The sequence below is a fragment of the Ensifer sp. VA4 genome (genome assembly GCF_055710065.1).
Window position 1 is genome coordinate 35,543 of sequence record NZ_JBVQPO010000003.1, and the last position, 18,535, is coordinate 54,077.

At 59.3% G+C, this 18,535-nt stretch carries 13 protein-coding genes and 2 pseudogenes; 6 read left to right on the plus strand and 9 right to left on the minus strand.

The features are described from left to right. Nucleotides 1-68 precede the first annotated feature (68 nt). The 4 genes from AC0C6X_RS05370 to AC0C6X_RS05385 all read right to left on the minus strand — a co-directional run bounded on the left by AC0C6X_RS05370 (nucleotide 69) and on the right by AC0C6X_RS05385 (nucleotide 6,897). Nucleotides 69-1,961: a hypothetical protein gene (locus AC0C6X_RS05370; protein WP_472952130.1), complete on the minus strand. Its 1,893-nt coding sequence runs from the start codon at nucleotides 1,959-1,961 to the stop codon at nucleotides 69-71. Next, on the minus strand, nucleotides 1,958-4,420 hold the full coding sequence (locus AC0C6X_RS05375; protein ID WP_472952132.1) for a lipopolysaccharide biosynthesis protein: 2,463 nt from the start codon (nucleotides 4,418-4,420) through the stop codon (nucleotides 1,958-1,960). Before AC0C6X_RS05375 ends, AC0C6X_RS05370 begins: the two co-directional genes overlap by 4 nt. After that, nucleotides 4,417-5,259, minus strand: coding sequence for a glycoside hydrolase family 16 protein (locus tag AC0C6X_RS05380; RefSeq protein ID WP_472952133.1), 843 nt, complete (start codon nucleotides 5,257-5,259; stop codon nucleotides 4,417-4,419). Before AC0C6X_RS05380 ends, AC0C6X_RS05375 begins: the two co-directional genes overlap by 4 nt. 588 nt (nucleotides 5,260-5,847) lie before the next feature. Next, nucleotides 5,848-6,897: a POTRA domain-containing protein gene (locus tag AC0C6X_RS05385; RefSeq protein ID WP_472952134.1), complete on the minus strand. Its 1,050-nt coding sequence runs from the start codon at nucleotides 6,895-6,897 to the stop codon at nucleotides 5,848-5,850. Nucleotides 6,898-7,551: 654 nt separating this feature from the next. Here AC0C6X_RS05385 and AC0C6X_RS05390 point away from each other — a divergent pair. Both AC0C6X_RS05390 and AC0C6X_RS05395 read left to right on the plus strand, forming a co-directional pair. Beyond that, on the plus strand, nucleotides 7,552-7,779 hold the full coding sequence (locus AC0C6X_RS05390; RefSeq protein WP_472952136.1) for a CopG family transcriptional regulator: 228 nt from the start codon (nucleotides 7,552-7,554) through the stop codon (nucleotides 7,777-7,779). Then, nucleotides 7,776-8,211 (plus strand): annotated as a pseudogene (locus AC0C6X_RS05395) (PIN domain-containing protein). Before AC0C6X_RS05390 ends, AC0C6X_RS05395 begins: the two are co-directional and overlap by 4 nt. 85 nt (nucleotides 8,212-8,296) lie before the next feature. Here the strand turns inward: AC0C6X_RS05395 and AC0C6X_RS05400 are convergent. Both AC0C6X_RS05400 and AC0C6X_RS05405 read right to left on the minus strand, forming a co-directional pair. Then, a pseudogene (locus AC0C6X_RS05400) lies at nucleotides 8,297-8,837 on the minus strand (Lrp/AsnC family transcriptional regulator); the annotation flags it as partial. 277 nt (nucleotides 8,838-9,114) lie between these two features. Continuing rightward, nucleotides 9,115-10,494, minus strand: coding sequence for a class I SAM-dependent methyltransferase (locus AC0C6X_RS05405; protein WP_472952137.1), 1,380 nt, complete (start codon nucleotides 10,492-10,494; stop codon nucleotides 9,115-9,117). 314 nt (nucleotides 10,495-10,808) lie between these two features. Here AC0C6X_RS05405 and AC0C6X_RS05410 point away from each other — a divergent pair, with 314 nt between their 5' ends. Further along, nucleotides 10,809-12,368, plus strand: coding sequence for a hypothetical protein (locus AC0C6X_RS05410; RefSeq protein ID WP_472952138.1), 1,560 nt, complete (start codon nucleotides 10,809-10,811; stop codon nucleotides 12,366-12,368). A 307-nt stretch (nucleotides 12,369-12,675) separates the two neighbouring features. On the opposite strand, the gene AC0C6X_RS05415 is transcribed toward AC0C6X_RS05410, so the two are convergent. Further along, complete coding sequence (locus AC0C6X_RS05415; protein ID WP_472952139.1) at nucleotides 12,676-13,152, minus strand: Lrp/AsnC family transcriptional regulator; 477 nt, start codon at nucleotides 13,150-13,152, stop codon at nucleotides 12,676-12,678. Nucleotides 13,153-13,277: 125 nt separating this feature from the next. On the opposite strand from AC0C6X_RS05415, the gene alr reads away from it, so the two are divergent. The 3 genes from alr to AC0C6X_RS05430 are packed head-to-tail and all read left to right on the plus strand — an operon-like array spanning nucleotide 13,278 to nucleotide 16,102. Beyond that, on the plus strand, nucleotides 13,278-14,411 hold the full coding sequence (gene alr, locus AC0C6X_RS05420) for an alanine racemase (protein ID WP_472952140.1): 1,134 nt from the start codon (nucleotides 13,278-13,280) through the stop codon (nucleotides 14,409-14,411). 27 nt (nucleotides 14,412-14,438) lie between these two features. Next, nucleotides 14,439-15,689, plus strand: coding sequence for a D-amino acid dehydrogenase (locus tag AC0C6X_RS05425; protein WP_472952141.1), 1,251 nt, complete (start codon nucleotides 14,439-14,441; stop codon nucleotides 15,687-15,689). Between the two features lie 35 nt (nucleotides 15,690-15,724). Beyond that, on the plus strand, nucleotides 15,725-16,102 hold the full coding sequence (locus tag AC0C6X_RS05430) for a RidA family protein (protein ID WP_472952143.1): 378 nt from the start codon (nucleotides 15,725-15,727) through the stop codon (nucleotides 16,100-16,102). A gap of 374 nt (nucleotides 16,103-16,476) precedes the next feature. Here the strand turns inward: AC0C6X_RS05430 and AC0C6X_RS05435 are convergent, their stop codons facing one another. Both AC0C6X_RS05435 and AC0C6X_RS05440 read right to left on the minus strand, forming a co-directional pair. After that, a complete protein-coding gene (locus AC0C6X_RS05435) occupies nucleotides 16,477-16,890 on the minus strand; it encodes an alpha/beta fold hydrolase (RefSeq protein WP_472952145.1) in 414 nt (137 codons plus the stop codon). Nucleotides 16,891-17,218: 328 nt separating this feature from the next. Next, the gene (locus AC0C6X_RS05440; RefSeq protein ID WP_472952146.1) at nucleotides 17,219-18,367 is read right to left on the minus strand and encodes a phosphatase PAP2 family protein; all 1,149 of its coding nucleotides are present in this window, start codon (nucleotides 18,365-18,367) and stop codon (nucleotides 17,219-17,221) included. Nucleotides 18,368-18,535 lie beyond the last annotated feature (168 nt).

The window sequence follows — 18,535 nt, forward strand, 5'->3', positions numbered from 1 at the left end:
CAGGAACAACTTGATGTGCTCCGCACTTCAGCCGCTTTAGCCTGTCGCCGGGCCTCTGAACTGCCGATCTATTTGACCCATTCTCCCATTTTGATCCCCGCGCCATCCGGCGCGAAGACCTTGGCGTCCGACGTCGCCTTCACCAGCCGGAACCGCGCCGAAGTGAGCAACGCACTCTCGATCGAATCGAGCGAACCTTTCGGCATGACACGAAGATCGTCGACGTAGGCCTTCTGGCTTCGCGTGATGTAAATGAACGCCGTCCCCGGCGGTCGGCCTTGCAACCAGCGTGACAGTTCTCCGGCCGGATCAGCAAGCACGGCGGCAATGGACTGCTTGCTCTCCATCGAAATAGGCACATAGGCGAAGTGCTCATAGTTCATGAACTGCTCGGGGTAGTTGGGAGCCCCTTCGATCAGCATCGACCCCGCCGGCGCATTTGCGTAGAGCCATTGCGAAACCTCTACTTCATCATGCGTGAAGGTGTACTGCCGGTCCTTGCCGTTGTTGGCGAGCACGAACGCCACCGAAAGCAGCGTGCCCAGCGTGCCCAAAAGATAGCGGGCAACAGCGTCCCGCTCCGTGCTTGGCGAAGGAAAGAACAGGGCGGCGGCGAAGAAGGCCAGAAATGGGAGGGCGAAGAGATAGACGCGGAAGGCGATCTCGCCCCCATAAGAGGTCGCAATCAGGAGGAACGCCGGGGCGAGCGTCAACATCACCGCGGGACCGTCACGGTAACCTGCCGCAAGCCGCCGCAAGCCACCAAGCAGCGCCGCCAACGCGATGACGCCCGTGAGCGCACGCGATGCCCAGGACACGACCACCTGCCCAGGACTGACGATCGACGTATCGACCAAGCGGTCGCCGATCTCGGCCGAAGTGTCACCAAATCGGTGAACCAGTTCCGGCAGGACCGACGCCAGATAGCCGTCCGCGTAATACAGGAGCCAACCGGCCTCGACCAGCAATGCGAAGGCGAAGTAACCGAGGCTGATCTGCCCCAGAAGCCACAGGCCGCAGAGGGCGGCAAGCATGATCATCGGCGTGAGCGGGTGCGTGGTCACGATGGCGACGATCAGCACCATGGCCAGGATTGATGCTGCCAGCCTTGCACGCGGCGTGAGCCCCGGCATCGACGGCGGCTGCCCGCGCGAGGCGAAGGCAAGGTAACGACCGAGGACGCCTGCCCAACCGCGACGGCCGGGATCGGCCCAGATATGCTCGACCCGAAGTGGTCCTACGCAAAGCGCGATGAGCATCAGGTAGAAGAGCAAGGCTATTCCCTGCGGCGAGTAATAGTCCTGGCCGATCCAGTTTCCGACCGCGAAGAACCAGACGCCCCCCCATATCAGTCTCAGATCCGTGGTGAAGCGGCGAAAGATGAGGGGGAGCACCAGCACGTAAAACAGGTTGAGAGCCGGTGGCGAAAACCGAACGATGTTGGCAAGCTCGATCGGCTTGATGTCGAACAACGCGGCGAGCTCGGCGCTGGCGACAAAGAAGCCAGGCCAGTTTCTGTAAGCCGCCAGGAACGGCGCGGTCGCGTCTATCTGACCGTGCCGCTGCACATAGTCTACGATGCCGACGTGTTTCCAGGCCCAGGCATAGCGCAGTTCATCGTAAACGATCGCGGGCGTGCCATGCAGCAGCAACACCAGCATGACAATTTGCAACATCGGAATGCGGGTCTCGCGCACGTCGAGCTTCAGGCTGAACGCAAAACCAAGCCCCACCACCGCATAGGCCATCCAAATCGTGGGAGGCAGGACGGAGAACAGGCCGTAGTCGTCCACCTTCGCCGGATCGATGCGGTAGAGGCTCACGATCCAGAGCGCGAACGCAAGCCCCAGGCAGCCAAGTGACAACGTGGCCGAACGAGTCGACGCATCGGCGACCTTCTTCGGCGCCGGCTGTTCAGCGGTCGGCACAATGGTAAGGGCGTCGGTCGCTGCCACATTCACAGCGCACCTCCTTCCCAAGGCACGGCGCGCAGCACGCGATCGACATTGGCCGCGATCCACAGCCGACCGACCCCCTCTGGGCGCCGTATCTGCTCGCTGACTTGGTGCAGCCACACCAGGCCGACCAATGCCCGTGTCGCGCCGGCGTCGTCGCTCCAGCCTCGGCCGTCGCTCGTGCTGGCGGCGAGCCAGGCCTTTTCATCGGGCCTCCACTCCGGCAACCAAAACAGATCGGCAACCACAGCGCCGAGAGGCTCCCCCGATGAAATTGCGCGCAGAGCGATCGCCAGCCCGCAGGCGTCATAACCGTCAGGCGCATTTGACCGTGCCCTGCCCCATTCCAGGATGCCGGCAAGCTTGACCGGATCACTCCCGGTTCCGGCAAAACGGAGGTTGCGAGGCTGGAGGTCGCCGTGGCACCAGCCCAAGCCAAGTTCGCGGCCGGACCAATAGCCGCGCTGCCTCTCGACGAACAGATCGAGCACCTGCTCCCGCCGGGCCCGCGACATCAATGAACCGTCCAGGTTCCGCAACTGAGCGGCCGGCCATTCGACCCACTCCCGCAACCAATCCTCATCGATCTTGTGCGGCAACGATGTTCGGCCGTGCAGCAGCGCAATCGCGCCGGCAGTCGCCGCCAGGCCCGACTGCAATTGCGCGGGATGTCGCGTAAAGTCGTCCCAGCCCTCGCCCACAATTGCCGTCTCGATGCAATCGAGGGTACCCTTCGTGCGCCGAACCGCCAACCGGGACGGCAGCAGCGGCAGGAATGCCATCAGCCGCGGCTCCGCCTGCATCAGATCGAGTTTGTCGATCTGCCGCTCGATATAGGTAATGGCATTCAGATCGCGCGCACGGCGAAGAATGGCGCGAGCTTCGCCCCGATGTCCGCAGACATCGGCTACGTGCTCTCCGAGCTGCACAGTGACGGTTCCATCAGGGCCTGGCTCCGCCTCGAACGGTCGCCAGCCGAGCGCATCGGGCCTGGCGATCAAAAGCAGCAACGGCGCCAGATCGGCTTCGGCAGGTAGTTGCGTTCGAGCACGCGGCCCCCAAGGAAAAAGCTGTGACGAGAGCCTCTTCGATGCGGCCGCCAGAGCCAGAGCCCAGTCGTAAGCACTGCCGCGACGGCCGGTGGCAAGAGCCAACACACCGACGCCGAAGGTCACGGTCAGCATCGCCAGAAGCCAGGCCTCGGCCATGCCGATCGGCCCCTCACGGCGCACCAGGAAGGCGCCTAAGACGAGGGCCAGGGCCATCACCGAAAACTCGGCCGCAGCGACCGACCGAATCCACCCCTTGGTGCGGGCAATCGACAGATATATCGACAGCACTGCGGAAACGAGGCTGGCGAGCGCGAGTATCCGCAGAATGGACGCGCCTGCATCCGCGTAGGCCGCACCGAAGACGGACATGATCGGGTGCGCGAACATGACCATGAGCGTAACGAGACCGAGCAGCGGAACCACCGACAATACCGCCGCATCTGCAGCGAGCGAACGGAGGCGGCCGCCGTTGCTCGCCCCCTCGGCAAGCAGCGAAAGCCCCATCGAACTGCCGACGTAATAGAGTGACGTGAAGATCGTCCAGGCAACGAAGAAACTGGCGCTCTCGGCGGCACCGACCAGATTGAGCACCACCAAAGGCGCCGCGGTCCACGCCGCCATCATCGACACGGCTCCGATATAGTCCCAACCGAAATACCGGGCCATGCTCTGCCAATGGATCCGTTGCTCATAACCCGGCGTATCCTCTGTTGCCGGCACAAGACGCTTGAAGATCAACAGATTGACGGCAAGCACGAAGAGAGCGACCGGCGCCGTCCAGGACAGCGCGATCGCCTCCCAGCCGAGGCCGAAAAGCGTGAGCGGAACGAGCAGCAAGATCTTGACGAACTGGTAAGTGGTCTTGGAGAGCGGAACCCAAATGGACTGACGCAGCCCCGATAGGGCGCTGTCCTGAAGCGCGAACACCGACCATATGGCGACGGTCACGACGAACCATGCCATGACGCCGGCGCTCTCGGTCAAAACGTCGAGTTTCGGCATGAATGCGCCGACCACAAGAAGGAAGATGCCGGCCACCAGGATGGAGGCAGCCACGGAAACCGAGTAGGCAAACAGGATCAGGCGACCGGCACGCTTGCCGATGGTCGGAACAAAACGAACGAGGAAATTGCCGAAATTGAGCTGGGCGGCATTGGAGAGGTTGACGATGGTCGCAGTGATCGCGCCGCCGAGCCCGATCGCCTCCGGGGTGCTGTAACGAGCTGCCAGAAACCAGAACGCCAGGCCAAGCATGGCGGTGAGCCCACTGTTGGCGATAAGGGCGTAGCCGTTGCGCAAGAGTGACGAAGCCATCAGGCCCGATGGCAGCAGCAGTTTCCACCCTCTCCCACGCCCGCGGGCCTGCATCTCTACCGACCCCGAATGCTGCAGGATTGGTGGGTTCGCGTTCATGAGCCCACGCGCCGCCAGACACGCACATAGTCAACCAGGAAATCGGCTGGGAACTTGGTCTTGGCATTCGGCGAGCCTGGCCAGTTGCCACCCACCGCAAGATTGATCAGCAGATACATGGGCTCCTGGGAAATGCCTTCAACCTTTGCGTAGCGCCACATCTCCTTGCCATCGAGATACCAGACGACGACATCCTTGCGCCATTCTAGGCCATAGACACGCCAGCCGTCGGCGAGATCGGCCGTCTTTGCGCTCTTCCCATCGCTCTGCCAGCTCTTCTGCTGGTCGAGGTAATGCAAATGCATCTCATAGGTGTCGGTTGCGTGACCGAGCACCTCGAGGATGTCGATCTCCGGACGCGGCTCCTGCGTCGACGGCAATAGCCAGATGGCCGGCCACAACCCTTTGCCGCGCGGTACCCTCGCCCGGATCTCGAAGTAGCCGTACTTGGTGGCAAACCGATCGGGCTTCGCCCGCTCCGCATAGTTGCGGCCGGTCGTCACCATGCCGGACGTATAATTGAAGGTACGGCCCTCATGGCCGACGACCTGTTCAGGCTTCGCGGTCAGGTGCAGATGACCGTTGGCGACACTGACATTGTCGGGCACGTACCACTGCAGTTCATTGTTTGCGAGGTTCGTGCAGCCGTTCTTGTCCCACCAGTAGCATCGGGTCCACTTTCCGCGGTCAAGCCGGCTCCCGTTGAATTCCTCGGTGAATATACGTTCCCACTGCCCGTTTCCCGGCGGTCCGAAGTCTCGAGCCAGAGCGCTGGAGTTTGCGACCCACAATGCGCAGGCCAGTCCCGACAGCGCCGCTATCCAATACCCCATAACCATGCAACAACCCGTCCGGTTCAACCACATTGGCCTGCCGCAAGACGTACCAGCCTGCAGTTACCTGCGAGCTTTGGCAAAAGGCGGTTTCGCGCATCTGCCCTGATATCCGGCGGCCTGTCGCTTACGAATAATTCGACGTCATGATCGAGCTTCGCGTCGTCAAGGACGATTTCCTGCCCGGGTACAGCAGCCTACTGTTTCGAAAAAGAATTCTCCGGGAAAGAAAGCAATCATTTCAGTTTGAACTAGAACATTATTCTATGTTCTTGAAATATATTTGACACTTCAGCACCATCTCAAATATAGATAGCATATTACTTTTTGCAGTAGAAGATAACGATATGTAGCTACGAATTACCGGCCGGATAGGCCAAAAGCGTTAAGAGAACTTGCATTGCGAATTCCCATAAGTCGATTGCACGTCTCGCAGAAAGGCAACGGGATCATCCGCAAGGTTCAAAGCATGACCCCGCCGGTAACCATTCGCACGTGATGGCACGGCTTTTCGCGAAGCGCGGCGCCCAACGTCGAATTCTTCGCTGATGTTTTGCGTGAATGGGATGGTCACGCCGAGCGCGACGAAAGCCGTCAGACGGAGGCAGCCATGAGCAACAATCGCTGGGCGCCGAATAAGAGCGAGGTGCCGAGCACAACCATCGTCATGGCATCGAGCCACCAGGGCCAACGCGACCGCAATGGTGGCATGGTGGCAAGCGACATCTGGCGGATCGCGAGCACCGCGATGGCGGACAACATGGCAATCAGGCCATATCGATAGCCATTGCCGGTATCGACGATGCCGAGCTGTTTCTCCTCGACCTCCGCCTTGAGCTGGACCTCGCCTTTGCTGTCGACCTGATCGGAGACGACGACGCGAACGTTTCGTACCAAAGGGTGAGTAGCCAGTACCTGGCGAAAACGATCGAGATCCGACGGATCATAGGCATCGCCCTGCTTGAACGGCTGCAGTCGCGCCAATTCCTCCGCCTTCAGGCGGACGAGCCCATTGTAGGTAACCGTACCGAAATTCGCCGTAACGCCGGGATTGATGACCACGCGAACCTTTGCAAGCGCCGTGCCCGGCATTCGCGACAGATCACGCCCGGTCACGGTCGCCTGTGGATACGAGGCGCTCCGAACGCGCCAGAGCACCTCGTCTTCCAAGCTCGCCAGAGCTTCGCCGCTGACAGGTTTGCCGGCGGCGACGGCCATCTGCCGCGTGATGTCGTCGCGAGACGCTTGAGGGAGACCGCCAAGGCCGTCAACTTCAACCAGACCCACGCGATAAAGCGCTTCAGGTCGGGGCGTAAACACGATTTCCGCCGGCGTGGCAATTTCGGCATAGTCCGGAACGTCGATATGCGCGTCGAGATACCCCATCCCGCGCATCATTTCTTCCAGACGACGCCGCTGAGCTTCGACAACAGACTTTGCTGATACTCCAGTTTCGGCGCCAGCGTGCGAACGTTTCAGCTCTGTCGCATTCAGGGCCGCACGCAAGGTACTGTCGAGAACGGCATCCGAGGTCGGCTCAAGCATGATGATCGGAACGTCTGCGGCAAAGCCTGTTCCGATAAGACAGGACAATATCGCAGCGGATGCCATTGTCAGAACAACAGCGGTCAGGACCTTGCGCATGGTGCCTCTCGCGTTACGACGCATGACCAAGGAACCGCGTCCTTGCGGTTCGCGAACGCATAGAAATGATTACCGCCGCCAATGCCAATCCGGCCAATAAATTAGCATGCTGTTAAATCGTCGTCATGCAACTTTTACACGACGTCCATACCTCTGAGCATCCGGCCTTCGTCTCAGGTCCCGATCTGAAGGGGCAAATCTCCCGCTCCAAAGCCGGGAGTAAGCCGCAGTGCTCATTCATCGAACGAAACAGTAGAGTATCCGTTGTTGAACGGAGTTGCCTCGAGCCTTTATGCCAGCAAGCCCTGAGCGCAAGGCGAGACCGGGCGCGCTTCAGGGGGCGGCAGATCGATGCTTCCATGCAGCAACCCGGCACCGGAATCAGAATGCGCAATGCCAATGTCCGCAAGTGGCATGCGGCGCTGCGCTCCGGATCTGCGCATCGGATTTCGCTCTTCACATTCGAGGCAATCGACCCTTGTCGCTGCAACGCAGCGAAAGTCGACTCCTCAACCTCTTGAGCAGATTCGAACCAGGGTTTCGTGTTCAGCGGTTTCGTTGGTGAACAATGGAACCAGCTATTGCCTCGATACCTTGAGAAGGCCGGTCTCCCACTTATATGATGCGTGATGATTGATGCAGAATGAGATAGATATGAGAACGACGTTGGCAATCGACGACGATGTGCTGATCGCCGCGAAGGCTGTAGCGGCTCAACAGCACCGAAGCATCGGCGAGGTGATTTCTGAACTGGCGAGACGGTCTCTGCGCCGGCCGCGCAGTGGCGGTGAACGCAACGGTATCCCTCTCCTGCCACCCCAGCCGGACGCACCGCCAATGACGCTCGAAATCGTTAATGCATTGCGTGACGAACTGCCGTGACTTTCCTGCCCGACGTCAATGTTTTGATCGCCTTGATCCGGGCCATGTAGCCCATGGCGATGCGAATGGTTTGCGACGATTGGTCAATTCGCCTGGGCGACCTGCCCCATTACTGAAAATGGTGTCATCCGGATTGTCGGCAACTCCAAATATCCCAATTCTCCCGGTTCTCCGTCCCTCGTAATGGAGATTGTGGGAAAACTGCGGTCACTCCCCCGCCATAATTTTTGGCCCGACGTCGTAAGCCTTGTTGTGGCGGGTGATATCAACCCCAGAAAAACTCTGACTGCTGGCCAAATCACTGATACCTACCTCCCTACGCTGGCCAAAGCGCAGGGGGGCCAATTGGCAACATTCGATCGCAAGCTATCAACTGCGGCGGTCAATGGTGGCAATTCGGCCTTGCACCTAATCACTTCAAAGAAGACGTGAACACGGGTTCCCATTGATACATCCGGTCATTCAGGGCACCGAGCGAGAACGCGTCGGCTTGCCTCTCTACTGTCACAGCGAACGCGGTCCGGGTTGCGAGCACATTACGGATCGCAAAGCTTGAATGTATTCGTGAGACTCCAGGAAGAGCCGAAAGGATTTCCTTGTGAATACGTTCGAACTCGCTGGCATTGGCGACCTCGACGCGCAAAAGATAGTCCGATCCGCCGGTCATCAGGAAGCACTCCTTTATTTCGGGGTGCTGGTGCTTACGTATCGCGGCCTCGAAACGTAAGCGCGGAATTCCCCGCACCTGTTCATAGACGTGGCAGTGAGGGAGTCTGTGTCCACAACGGAGACTGTGGACACAATGACATTGGATGGCGCGGGAGGATCAGGGCCGCTTCGAGCTCGAAACGGTCGAGATAGTCCTCAGTCTGACGATCGAGGGTGATGTTGATGATCACCGCAATGGTGGCTTCGACGTTGGATGTATCTACCAGCGCGGTGTAGCCCCGGATGACGCCGGCCTGCTCCATCAGCTTTATGCGCCTGAGACAGGCCGATGGCGACAAGCCAACTTCGGCAGCGAGGCTCGCATCGTGATAGACCCAGTCCGCGACCATGCCCTTCGACGTAAGTTTGTCGTTTGTCGCGGACAAATTCGCGCACCAACGAGATGATCGAAATGTTCTCCGCCCGGGTCCGTTCTTCTGTTCTTCTGGCAGCGCGATGGTCAGTTCGCGTGCAAGCTGCGTGTTGGCCCGACCGCAGAAGCTCTGTGAATTTCCTAGACGAACGAGACGTTGCGCGACACCCGCAATCAGCATTGTAGCTTTTCAGCGCTCATTGCCGCTTATGGCCCATCTTCCGAACCGACCGCGCGTTTTTACCGATTGACCATCAGGGCCTTCGGTCAAACCACACAAGCAGCCTGCCATTCTGCGGTAGGTGCAGAGACTTCACTACGCGCGCTCTTGCTTTCACCGCTGTGAGGAACTCCGCCTCGGTGTAGTCGAGAAAAATGTCCTCGCGGAGCGCAAGCATCCGCTGGACCATCGCGTCACTCTTCGACGGGAATTCAATGACGCCAACCGGAGCCAGGCCGATCAACCAATCAGCTACGTGCGCCAATGGTACATTGCGGCCGACTGCGAGATGGTGGACAAAAGCCAGCGCAACCAGAGCATCGGCACGAGCGCGCTCGCCGAAACCCTTTCGTTCTGCTTGCGCCCATCCTTGTGAAGGGCTCGGATTGGCAGCGTCCATCCAGAGCGGCAGAAATGGACGGTCGCCGCGGTTGAAGCGATCATAAGCACGATCCAGCGTTGCGTGGTCGAAATCGAATCCGACAACATAGGCGGCCCCCGCATCGAGGGCAGCTTCTGAATAATCCCCCGTGTTGCATCCGAGGTCGAACAGCACGCTCGGCTTCGTCGATCGGACCATGTCTTCCACGAATCCGCGCTTTGTCGCCCTCTCAGACTCACTGTAGCTTGTTGCCCCTGCGTACTCTGCCCATACGGTCTCCTGGCTAGCCGGACGCATGGCTGCGATGAACCTGCGTAGCCCCAACAACATGCCAACGAGCGCGTGTTTCGGAAGCCGGACTGCCTTCAGGCGAGCGTTCGCGTAGCCGTCCTTTCCGACATGACGCCGCTGTAAATTTGCCTGTGCGATTACGTGAGCTATGACTGTCCACGACAGCTTGTCACGGAACGAAAGCAGCGGGGCAAGTTCCTCCGGGGCTATCCCCTCCAGGCTGCCGCGGAACCAATGGTTCGGTGTCAACCGCAGTCGACTCCAGAACAGGAGTGGATTGAGAAACTGCGAGCAGAACTGACGGTGGCCCGCCCAAATCTCGCCCTCGCGATACCATCGCAGCGACATGTGATCAATGAAAACAGGTCTGGTGCCTCGAAACTGAACGTTGTAGGCAGTTGCGTCTGCGAGCGTAAACCCCTTCTTCAGGGCCTCTATGTGTAGGTCCAGGTGAAGCAGCGCTGCAGCTCTGTGCGTCGCAAAACTCCACTCATACGGGTAAGAAACGAAAGGGATGGCTGGGTGTTCAAGTGTGAATACAGCCCCATCGATATTCGCTGCGACTTCGCGTGCGGGCAACAGTAAGCCCTTCTCAGCCAAGCTTTCATACAGCCCCGCGTCCTTGGCGGCGAGATAGGCAGACGCACCTTGTTTCGTGATTGCCCGGTAAATCGCCCCGTCGCGCATATAGACGCGGGCGCCGGGATCGCGGAACGATCCAGGATCAGGAGTAGCAGTCATTTGGACGGTGGCTCGTTATTTTCCGACCTTTGCCCCAGGCCCAGCCAGACCTTGACACGTTGGACATAGCCTCGGCCAACAAATAGCGCTGCTGCGGCGCCGCCTACGATCGCCTGTAGGATGATACTTCCTGTCCCCGGGTCGAGATAAGCATAAGCAGGTGCGGTCATTGTGAACATGATGAAAGGTATTAGCGCCGCGAAGCGCACTATATTAGCCATCCGCACGTTTCCCCCTTACAAAAGCAATTTACGAACTATAGGTTGTTTAAGGAATTTTGCAAATATGCTTTTCAAGAAGCAGTAGGGGGCAAAATGGCAATAAGGAAGAGACTCGCCGAAGCCGCAACTCCGACTTTGGCCGGATTGTCCGTGCTGTTTGCCTCATTCAGCAATTTCCTCAGTCACAATAACTATTCGTCACTCACACTCGAAGCAGGTCTCATTGCGGTCACAATCATTGGCGTCGCTGCCTTGATGGGGCTGTTGTACGCCGGTGCGGAGAAGGTTTCCCGGGGGATACTCCAGGTTCTCTTGGTTTGGCTGGCCATCGACCTCAATTTTGATGGCTTCGTCGTGCCGGTCGCGACTGCGGCAATCGCCATTGTTTTCAATCGAAAGATGGTGCAGTTCGTCGGCGTAGCCTCATTAGTAGCACTGTTGACCGGGCTAGTGGGTGCAGCCATTCCGTCGCAAAGAACCATAAATAAGGAGAGCAAGCCTGTGGCTCAGGCGGGTCTAGCGCCGCCCATTCTCGTCCATATCATTCTGGACGAGCATATTGGAATAGAGGGCATTCTGGGCGACGCGCCTGCTGCGGCCACGATGAGAAGCGATCTAAAGGCTTTCTATCTCGGCAATGGATTCCGCCTCTATGGCCGGGCGTACAGTCAGTACCTGCACACGGTCAATGCCATCCCGCAAGTTCTGAATTTCGGTGAAAAGCAAGTGCGAGCGCCCCACGAGCGCAAGGGATCTTCCGTGAAGAGGAATGCCTACTTCCAGACGCTCAGAGCTTTGGGCTACAGCATTCACGTCTTCCAGACCGATTACCTTGATTATTGTGCGTATGACACTGTGACGTCCTGCCGGACCAGGCCTGCTTCGAAGCTGGGCATCGTCGCAAGGGCCTTACCATTCGAGGATAGGGTTCGCCTTTTGGTCAAGGAGTTTGCGAAGCTCGCGCATGTTCCACGTGTCGGCGCCGCTGTTTACGATCGCGGCGCACGTCAAGCTAGAAGATACGGAGTTCCAGTACCGTTGATCAATCTGGAAACCAGTTTTGCTCCTGTCGCGATGGGCGCCATAGATACTTTCGACCGCCTTTCGAAAGAGTTGACCAAGGCCAGCGCCGGTGAAGCCTACTTCGTACATGAACTCCTTCCTCATTACCCGTACCTTTTGGATGATGACTGTCGCCCCAAGGGAATAACTGAGTGGCGAAATCGGCAGCTCGACTACAGTTCGAAGGAGGAGCGCTACCGCGCCTATTTCGCGCAAGTCCACTGCGCCATGACCCAAATCGGATCGGTCCTTCAGTCTTTGGCGGACAAGGATGCCATCGTTGTCATTCATGGCGATCACGGCTCCCGCATTACTGACGTCGACGCAACATCCGACGCAGTTGGCGCATTCACTGATGAAGACCTTTTAACAGGCCATTCCACCCTCTTTGCAGTGCGTGCAGCGCGCATCACAGCGGGCTACGATACAAGCAGCGCGCCGATCTCTAAACTTATTGAATCGCTTGCCACCTCGGCATTTTTGTCGGCTAGCTTGGCGGCGCCACATGTTCCGGAAGTGGAGCTCGAAGACCGCCAGTGGATGCCAGTGCAGAAATATCCACTGCCGGCATGGTGGCTGGTGGCCCACTGATCCGACATTCTTGACGCGGAGGATACGCGCTATGGCAGCAAACCCTGCGAACTGGCGGACAGCTTGTCGATATCTTCATCGCAGGCCAGGAAGGGCAAGCGATTTCGATCTCCCGCACAGCAACGGCATCACCACCATCGTCAACTGCGCGGTCAACCTGAATTTCAAAAGTTCGACCATCGCCGCTCCTCTCGGATCATCGAAGCAGCATCCAACGTCCAGGCGCGATCCGATAAGAGATCGCGACGGGATGGAAACCCGGACACGCAGATGCTTGCCGAGCCCTACATCTTGCGGGCTGTTGGCTCTACTGTCGCATCGAACGCTTCGTCCCGGTCCGGGTTGCGAGCACATTACGGATCGCAAAGCTTGAATGTATCCGTGAGACTCCAGGAAGAGCCGAAAGGATTTCCTTGTGAATACGTTCGAACTCGCCGGCATTGGCGACTTCGACGCGCAAAAGATAGTCCGATCCGCCGGTCATCAGGAAGCACTCCTTTATTTCGGGGTGCTTGCGTATCGCGGCCTCGAAACGGTCGAGATAGTCTTCAGTCTGACGATCGAGCGTGATGTTGATGATCACCGCAATGGTGGCTTCGACGTTGGATGTATCTACCAGCGCGGTGTAGCCCCGGATGACGCCGGCCTGCTCCATCAGCTTTATGCGCCTGAGACAGGCCGATGGCGACAAGCCAACTTCGGCGGCTAGGCTCGCATTGCTCCGTCGCGCATCGAGTCGAAGCAGCCGAAGGATATTCCGGTCTATCGCGTCAAGCGCAGCCATAGCAGATCATTCCAATTCGCCTTCGTTTCTTTCACTGATCATGGTTTCACGCAACGATCAATCACTGTTTCCTCGGAAATTTCACGATCGTTTCACTAGTCTCCCGCCAACGTGGGGAGGCTGGGATGGACGGGACGATACAGGCAAAAAGACAGGTTGGGACAACCGCCACGGGCGGCGCGTCGGGCTACTTGACAATCGATCTTGCGGCCCTTGCTCGCAACTATGAACGGTTGGCGGCCGAGGTAGCGCCTGCGCGCGTAGCGGCGGTCGTCAAGGCGGATGCTTACGGCCTCGGCGCCGACCGCGTCGCCGCCAGGCTCTACGAGCATGGTTGCCGCCACTTCTTCGTCGCACAATTCGTCGAAGCCCTGCGTCTGCAGCCAATGCTCGCCACCGATGCCAAGGTCTATGTGTTGAATGGCCTCCAGCCCGGCAATGAGCCTGCCTGTGCTGAGCACGGCATCGTGCCGGTGATCAATTCGCTGGAGCAGTTGCGGCGCTGGAGCGAGGCTGCGAAGGCGCTCGGGCGCAAGCTGACGGCGGCACTGCAATTCGATACCGGCATGTCGCGTCTCGGTGTTCCTCCGGCAGAGCGCGCAGCCATTGCCAGCACGCTGAAGGCGGACGCTAACATCGATGTCCAGTTCATCATGAGCCACCTCGCCTCCGCCGACGAGCCGGAGAGCGATCAGAATGGAAGCCAGCTTGCCGAGATGAACCGCATCACGGCTGAATTCCCCGAGTATGACCTCTGCTTTGCCAATTCGGGCGGCATCTTCCTCGGCAAGCCCTATCACGGGGTGCTTGCCCGCCCCGGCATTGCTCTTTACGGGGGCGCACCGGCGGCCGCCAGACCGAACCCGATGGAAGCGGTCGTGCGCCTCGACGTTGCGGTGGTACAGACGCGCACCGTGCCTGCCGGCGCGCGCGTCGGCTACAGCGGCACCCATATTGCCGCGGCAGAAACCCGCCTGGCCACCATTGCTGCCGGCTACGCCGACGGCCTGCCGCGAAGCCTGAGCGACCGGGGCGCGGTCTATTGCGACGGCATTCGCCTGCCGATCGTCGGCCGCGTTTCGATGGACAGCATCACCATCGACATCTCCGCCCTGCCGCAAGATCGCCTGCACCTCAGCGGCCTCGTGGAAGTGCTCGGCCCCAGCCAGACGCTTGAAGACATTGCCCGCGACGCGGGCACCATCGCCTATGAAATCCTGACCGGCCTCAGCCAACGTTACGAGCGGCAATACCGCTGACCCCTTCTCTTCTCCCATGAGGACATCATGAAAGTTATCGTTCTCGGCTCCGGCATCATCGGCGTGACGTCGGCCTACCAGCTTGCCAAGGCAGGACATGAGGTGACGGTCATCGACCGTCAGGCTGGCCCCGCCCTGGAGACGAGCTTCGCCAACGCCGGCGAAGTCTCTTTCGGCTACTGCTCGCCCTGGGCTGCGCCCGGGATTCCGGTGAAGGCTATGAAGTGGCTGTTCATGGAGCATGCGCCACTGATCCTACGCCCGAAGGTCGATGCCGCGATGTTGTGCTGGATGGTGAAGATGCTCTCCAACTGCACCTCCAAGCGCTATGCGATCAACAAGAGCCGCATGTTGCGCCTGGCGGATTACAGCCGCACCTCGCTCGCCACACTGCGCGCTGAAACCGGCATCGCCTACGACGAGCGTATGCAGGGAACGCTGCAATTGTTCCGCACGCAGCAGCAGCTCGATGCTTCCGGCAAGGACGTCACGGCGCTCGCCGCCGATGGCATTCCCTACGAAGTTCTCGACCGCGACGGCTGCATCCGCGTCGAGCCGGCGTTGAAGCATGTGCGCGACAAAATCGTCGGCGGCCTGCTGACGCCGAAGGACGAGACTGGCGACTGCTTCAAGTTCACAAACGCGCTCGCGAAGAAGGCGGAGGAGCTCGGCGTTCGCTTCAACTATGGCAGCATCATCCGCGGCCTCGACGTCGAGGGTGGCCACGTATGTGGCGTCGTCACCGCGCACGGCACGCTGCAGGCCGAGGCCGTTGTCGTGGCACTTGGCAGCTTCTCGCCGCTCCTCGTCAGACCGCACGGTATCCGTCTGCCGGTCTATCCAGTCAAAGGCTATTCGCTGACGATCCCGATCACCGACGCCTCGCGCGCGCCGGAATCAACCGTCATGGACGAGACCTTCAAGATCGCCATTACCCGGCTCGGAGATCGCATCCGCGTCGGCGGCATGGCCGAAATCTCCGGCTACACCAACGATCTCGGCGAGCCTCGCCGCCTCACGCTCCAACATTCCGTCACCGACCTCTTCCCGGGCGGCGACGTGTCGAAGGCCAGCTTCTGGTCGGGTCTTCGCCCGATGACGCCGGATGGCACGCCCGTCATCGGTGCGACGAAGGTCGCGGGTCTCTATCTCAACACCGGTCACGGTACGCTCGGCTGGACGATGAGCTCCGGTTCGGCCCGGGTAATCGCCGATCTCGTCAGTGGCCGCAAGCCCGAGATCGACGCAACCGATCTCGCAATCGCCCGCTACGCTTAAGCGGCGCCGTTCAACCACTTTCGAGGAACCAGATCATGATCCAGGAAATCCACACGAACGACGCGCCGGGCGCCGTCGGCCCCTTCTCGCAGGCGATCAAGGTCGGCGACCTGCTGTTCGTTTCCGGCCAGCTGCCGATCGATCCGGCGACCGGAGAATTCAACTCCGACGACGCGATCGCGCAGGCCGAACAATGCCTCAAGAACCTTGCAGCAATTGCGGCCGCCGCTGGCACGAGCCTCGCCAACACCGTCAAGACGACAGTCCTTTTGACCGATCTCGGCCATTTCGCCGAAATCAACAAGGTCTACACCGGCTTCTTCTCCAAGCCGTTCCCCGCACGGGCCTGCTACGAAGTCAGCGCGCTTCCTAAGGGTGCAAAGGTCGAGATCGAGGCGGTCATTGCGCTTTAAGCGCCTCGAGCAAGAGAGGCGGTCAAACAAATGGGCGGCCAACACCGCCCAACCTCTCCGAGCATTACGCGACGCGATACCGCGTCGCCGCCGATCATCATCCGTAGCGCCGTTGAGCCATTCGCGGATGGCGGTGCCGAGCCGCTGCGGCGCCTCCATGGGGACCATGTGCCCTGTATTCTCGATAATTTCGAAACTTGAACCGACGATGCCCTGGTGAAGCTCGAGCGCCTCGGTTCGTGACCTCAATCGGTCCTGCTCTCCCGCGATGACGAGACTTGGACACCGGACCGCCTTCAGATTATCCCGTTCGTCTCGTCGATCGATCAGCGATTGTCTGTGGAAGACGTCGCCGCCCAATCGCTGCCCTGCGGCTAGGATGCGCGCGATGATGTCGGTCCGTTCTGCATTGCGGGATGCAGTGACGACGCCACGGCCGCCCTGCTCAGCCCCCTGAAGACGGCACCGCCTGTGTGTCCAGCGATTGCGGCCTTCCGCTGAAGCTCAACGTTGCTATCGCCGCGTGCGGAGGTGGCGATAAGGACGAGGGCGGTGACCCGATCGCCAGCCTGCCGGACGATTTCGCGAGCGACGTATCCTCCCATAGAAAAGCCCACGAGCACGAACTCCGGCGGTGCTTCCGAGAGCGCCCGGCGGGCCATCGCCGCTATCGAGCTGTCCTGCGAAAGATCGGCATATGTCGCCGGGCCGTATTCGGCCAACTCAGGCACCACGTCGCGCCAGAGATCGGCATCGAGCATGAAACCCGGAACCAGAAGCATTGCCATGTTTCGCCACCTCGCCGTGCTCGTCGAGTGACGGTATCGGAAGAAGGAGGACATGTCGTCAAGAAAGGCGCTCGCTTCCAATCAAGGGCCGAAATGGGGATCAGACCCTCGATCCCAACTGTTCCGCCCGATCGTGCGATATACCGCGGTCGGCTGGGCTCATTGCCCAGCACAAAACGCCAACACACTTCCGGTATTGTCTTGATTGAAAACCAATTATGTCTTCTCTTGAGAGGCGAACCTGCCCCGACTTGACCGCAACAAGCCCATCCTGCCCGGAAGGATCCCCGAGCAGTCTGCGTTCGCCCAAAGCGCCGCTGAACCAGGGCTAGCTGGCAGTCCCCGGCGCGCCGCCCTTAGGCTCATCCATACCTAAGTTCATCCCTCTCGCGAAGACAACTGATGATGAATCTGGAGGTCCCACTGCCTGGGATAGCGGTTCGGGCGCACCCAGAACGACGTGCGGCCTCCGCGTACGGGATTGGAGCCCCGATGCAATCCCGAACCAGATCATTAGTGTTGCCGCATAGGAGACGTAAGCATCGACAGCATAGTGCCAGCCCAGGTGTATCGACCCCAAAAATATCAGAACAAAATGGATCCTCAGCAGCCATTGTAAGGCGGGGTGAAAGCCTCTTGAGGCCAGGACCATCAAGAGCGCCGTGGCGTTGTGAAGGCTAGGCATGGCAGAAATGCCCATCTCGGTGCCTGAACCTGCGTACCCCTTCCAAAGCAGATCTTGGACGTCAAGAGCAAGGATCGGCGCCCTCTGGTCAGCGGCCTTGAGATAGGACATCAGATCAGCATACGGGTTGTCCCCAAGCCCGAGGTTGCCGAAAAAACAGGGACCGGCTGATGCGAACGCGGTCGCCAGAACGCTACCGAGAAGTATCCACAGCAACGCAAAAGTGATGAGAAACTGAGTGCGTTGGGGCCGCTCGCTGAATGCAAGGGTCATCCAAAAGGTCCACATCACCATGAACCAAATACTGTAATTCATGCTGAGCAGGAATGTCACCGGCCAATAGCCCAAGACCGGGTGAAGCCACTGCCACGGGAGCCAACCAAAGTGAAGTGTTCGATCAAGATCGCTCAGCGTCACGTCCCAGGAGAACGCAGGCAAACGAGTTTTCCACTGCCAGAATACGCTTGTAAGGATCACTTGAGCAACGGCAACAGGAACATAGGACGTAGCCGTTGCGAATGATACGCCGCGGATGTCGCGGATGATCGCGGTAATCGGCCGGTCCACGCGATTGACCAGAACATGGTAGGCCCCCCTCACGCCTGCAGCGAATAAGGCAGTTATCGAGACCAGGCCCATCAAGGAAGCGAAGAAATACCCAATCCAGGTGCTAGGCGCCATTTCAAGAATGACGAATGCTAGAAGTAAATAAGCAATCGACAAAAATACGACCGCAGCATCTCGGCGTGCGCCAGCAATCAACGCGCTCACAAATGCCCGAGGATTAAACATCGTCGTTTAAGTAAATCCCACTCTATTCAAACAATCACTCCCACTCCTATAGTGGATTCGCATAATTAGCGCAACTTAAGCAAGAAAATTCTAATGTTAAGAGCAGCCTATTAGCTGGTCTGTGTGTTAATGCCCTAGTGAGCGTCACGATCCATTGAGCTGGGCAGC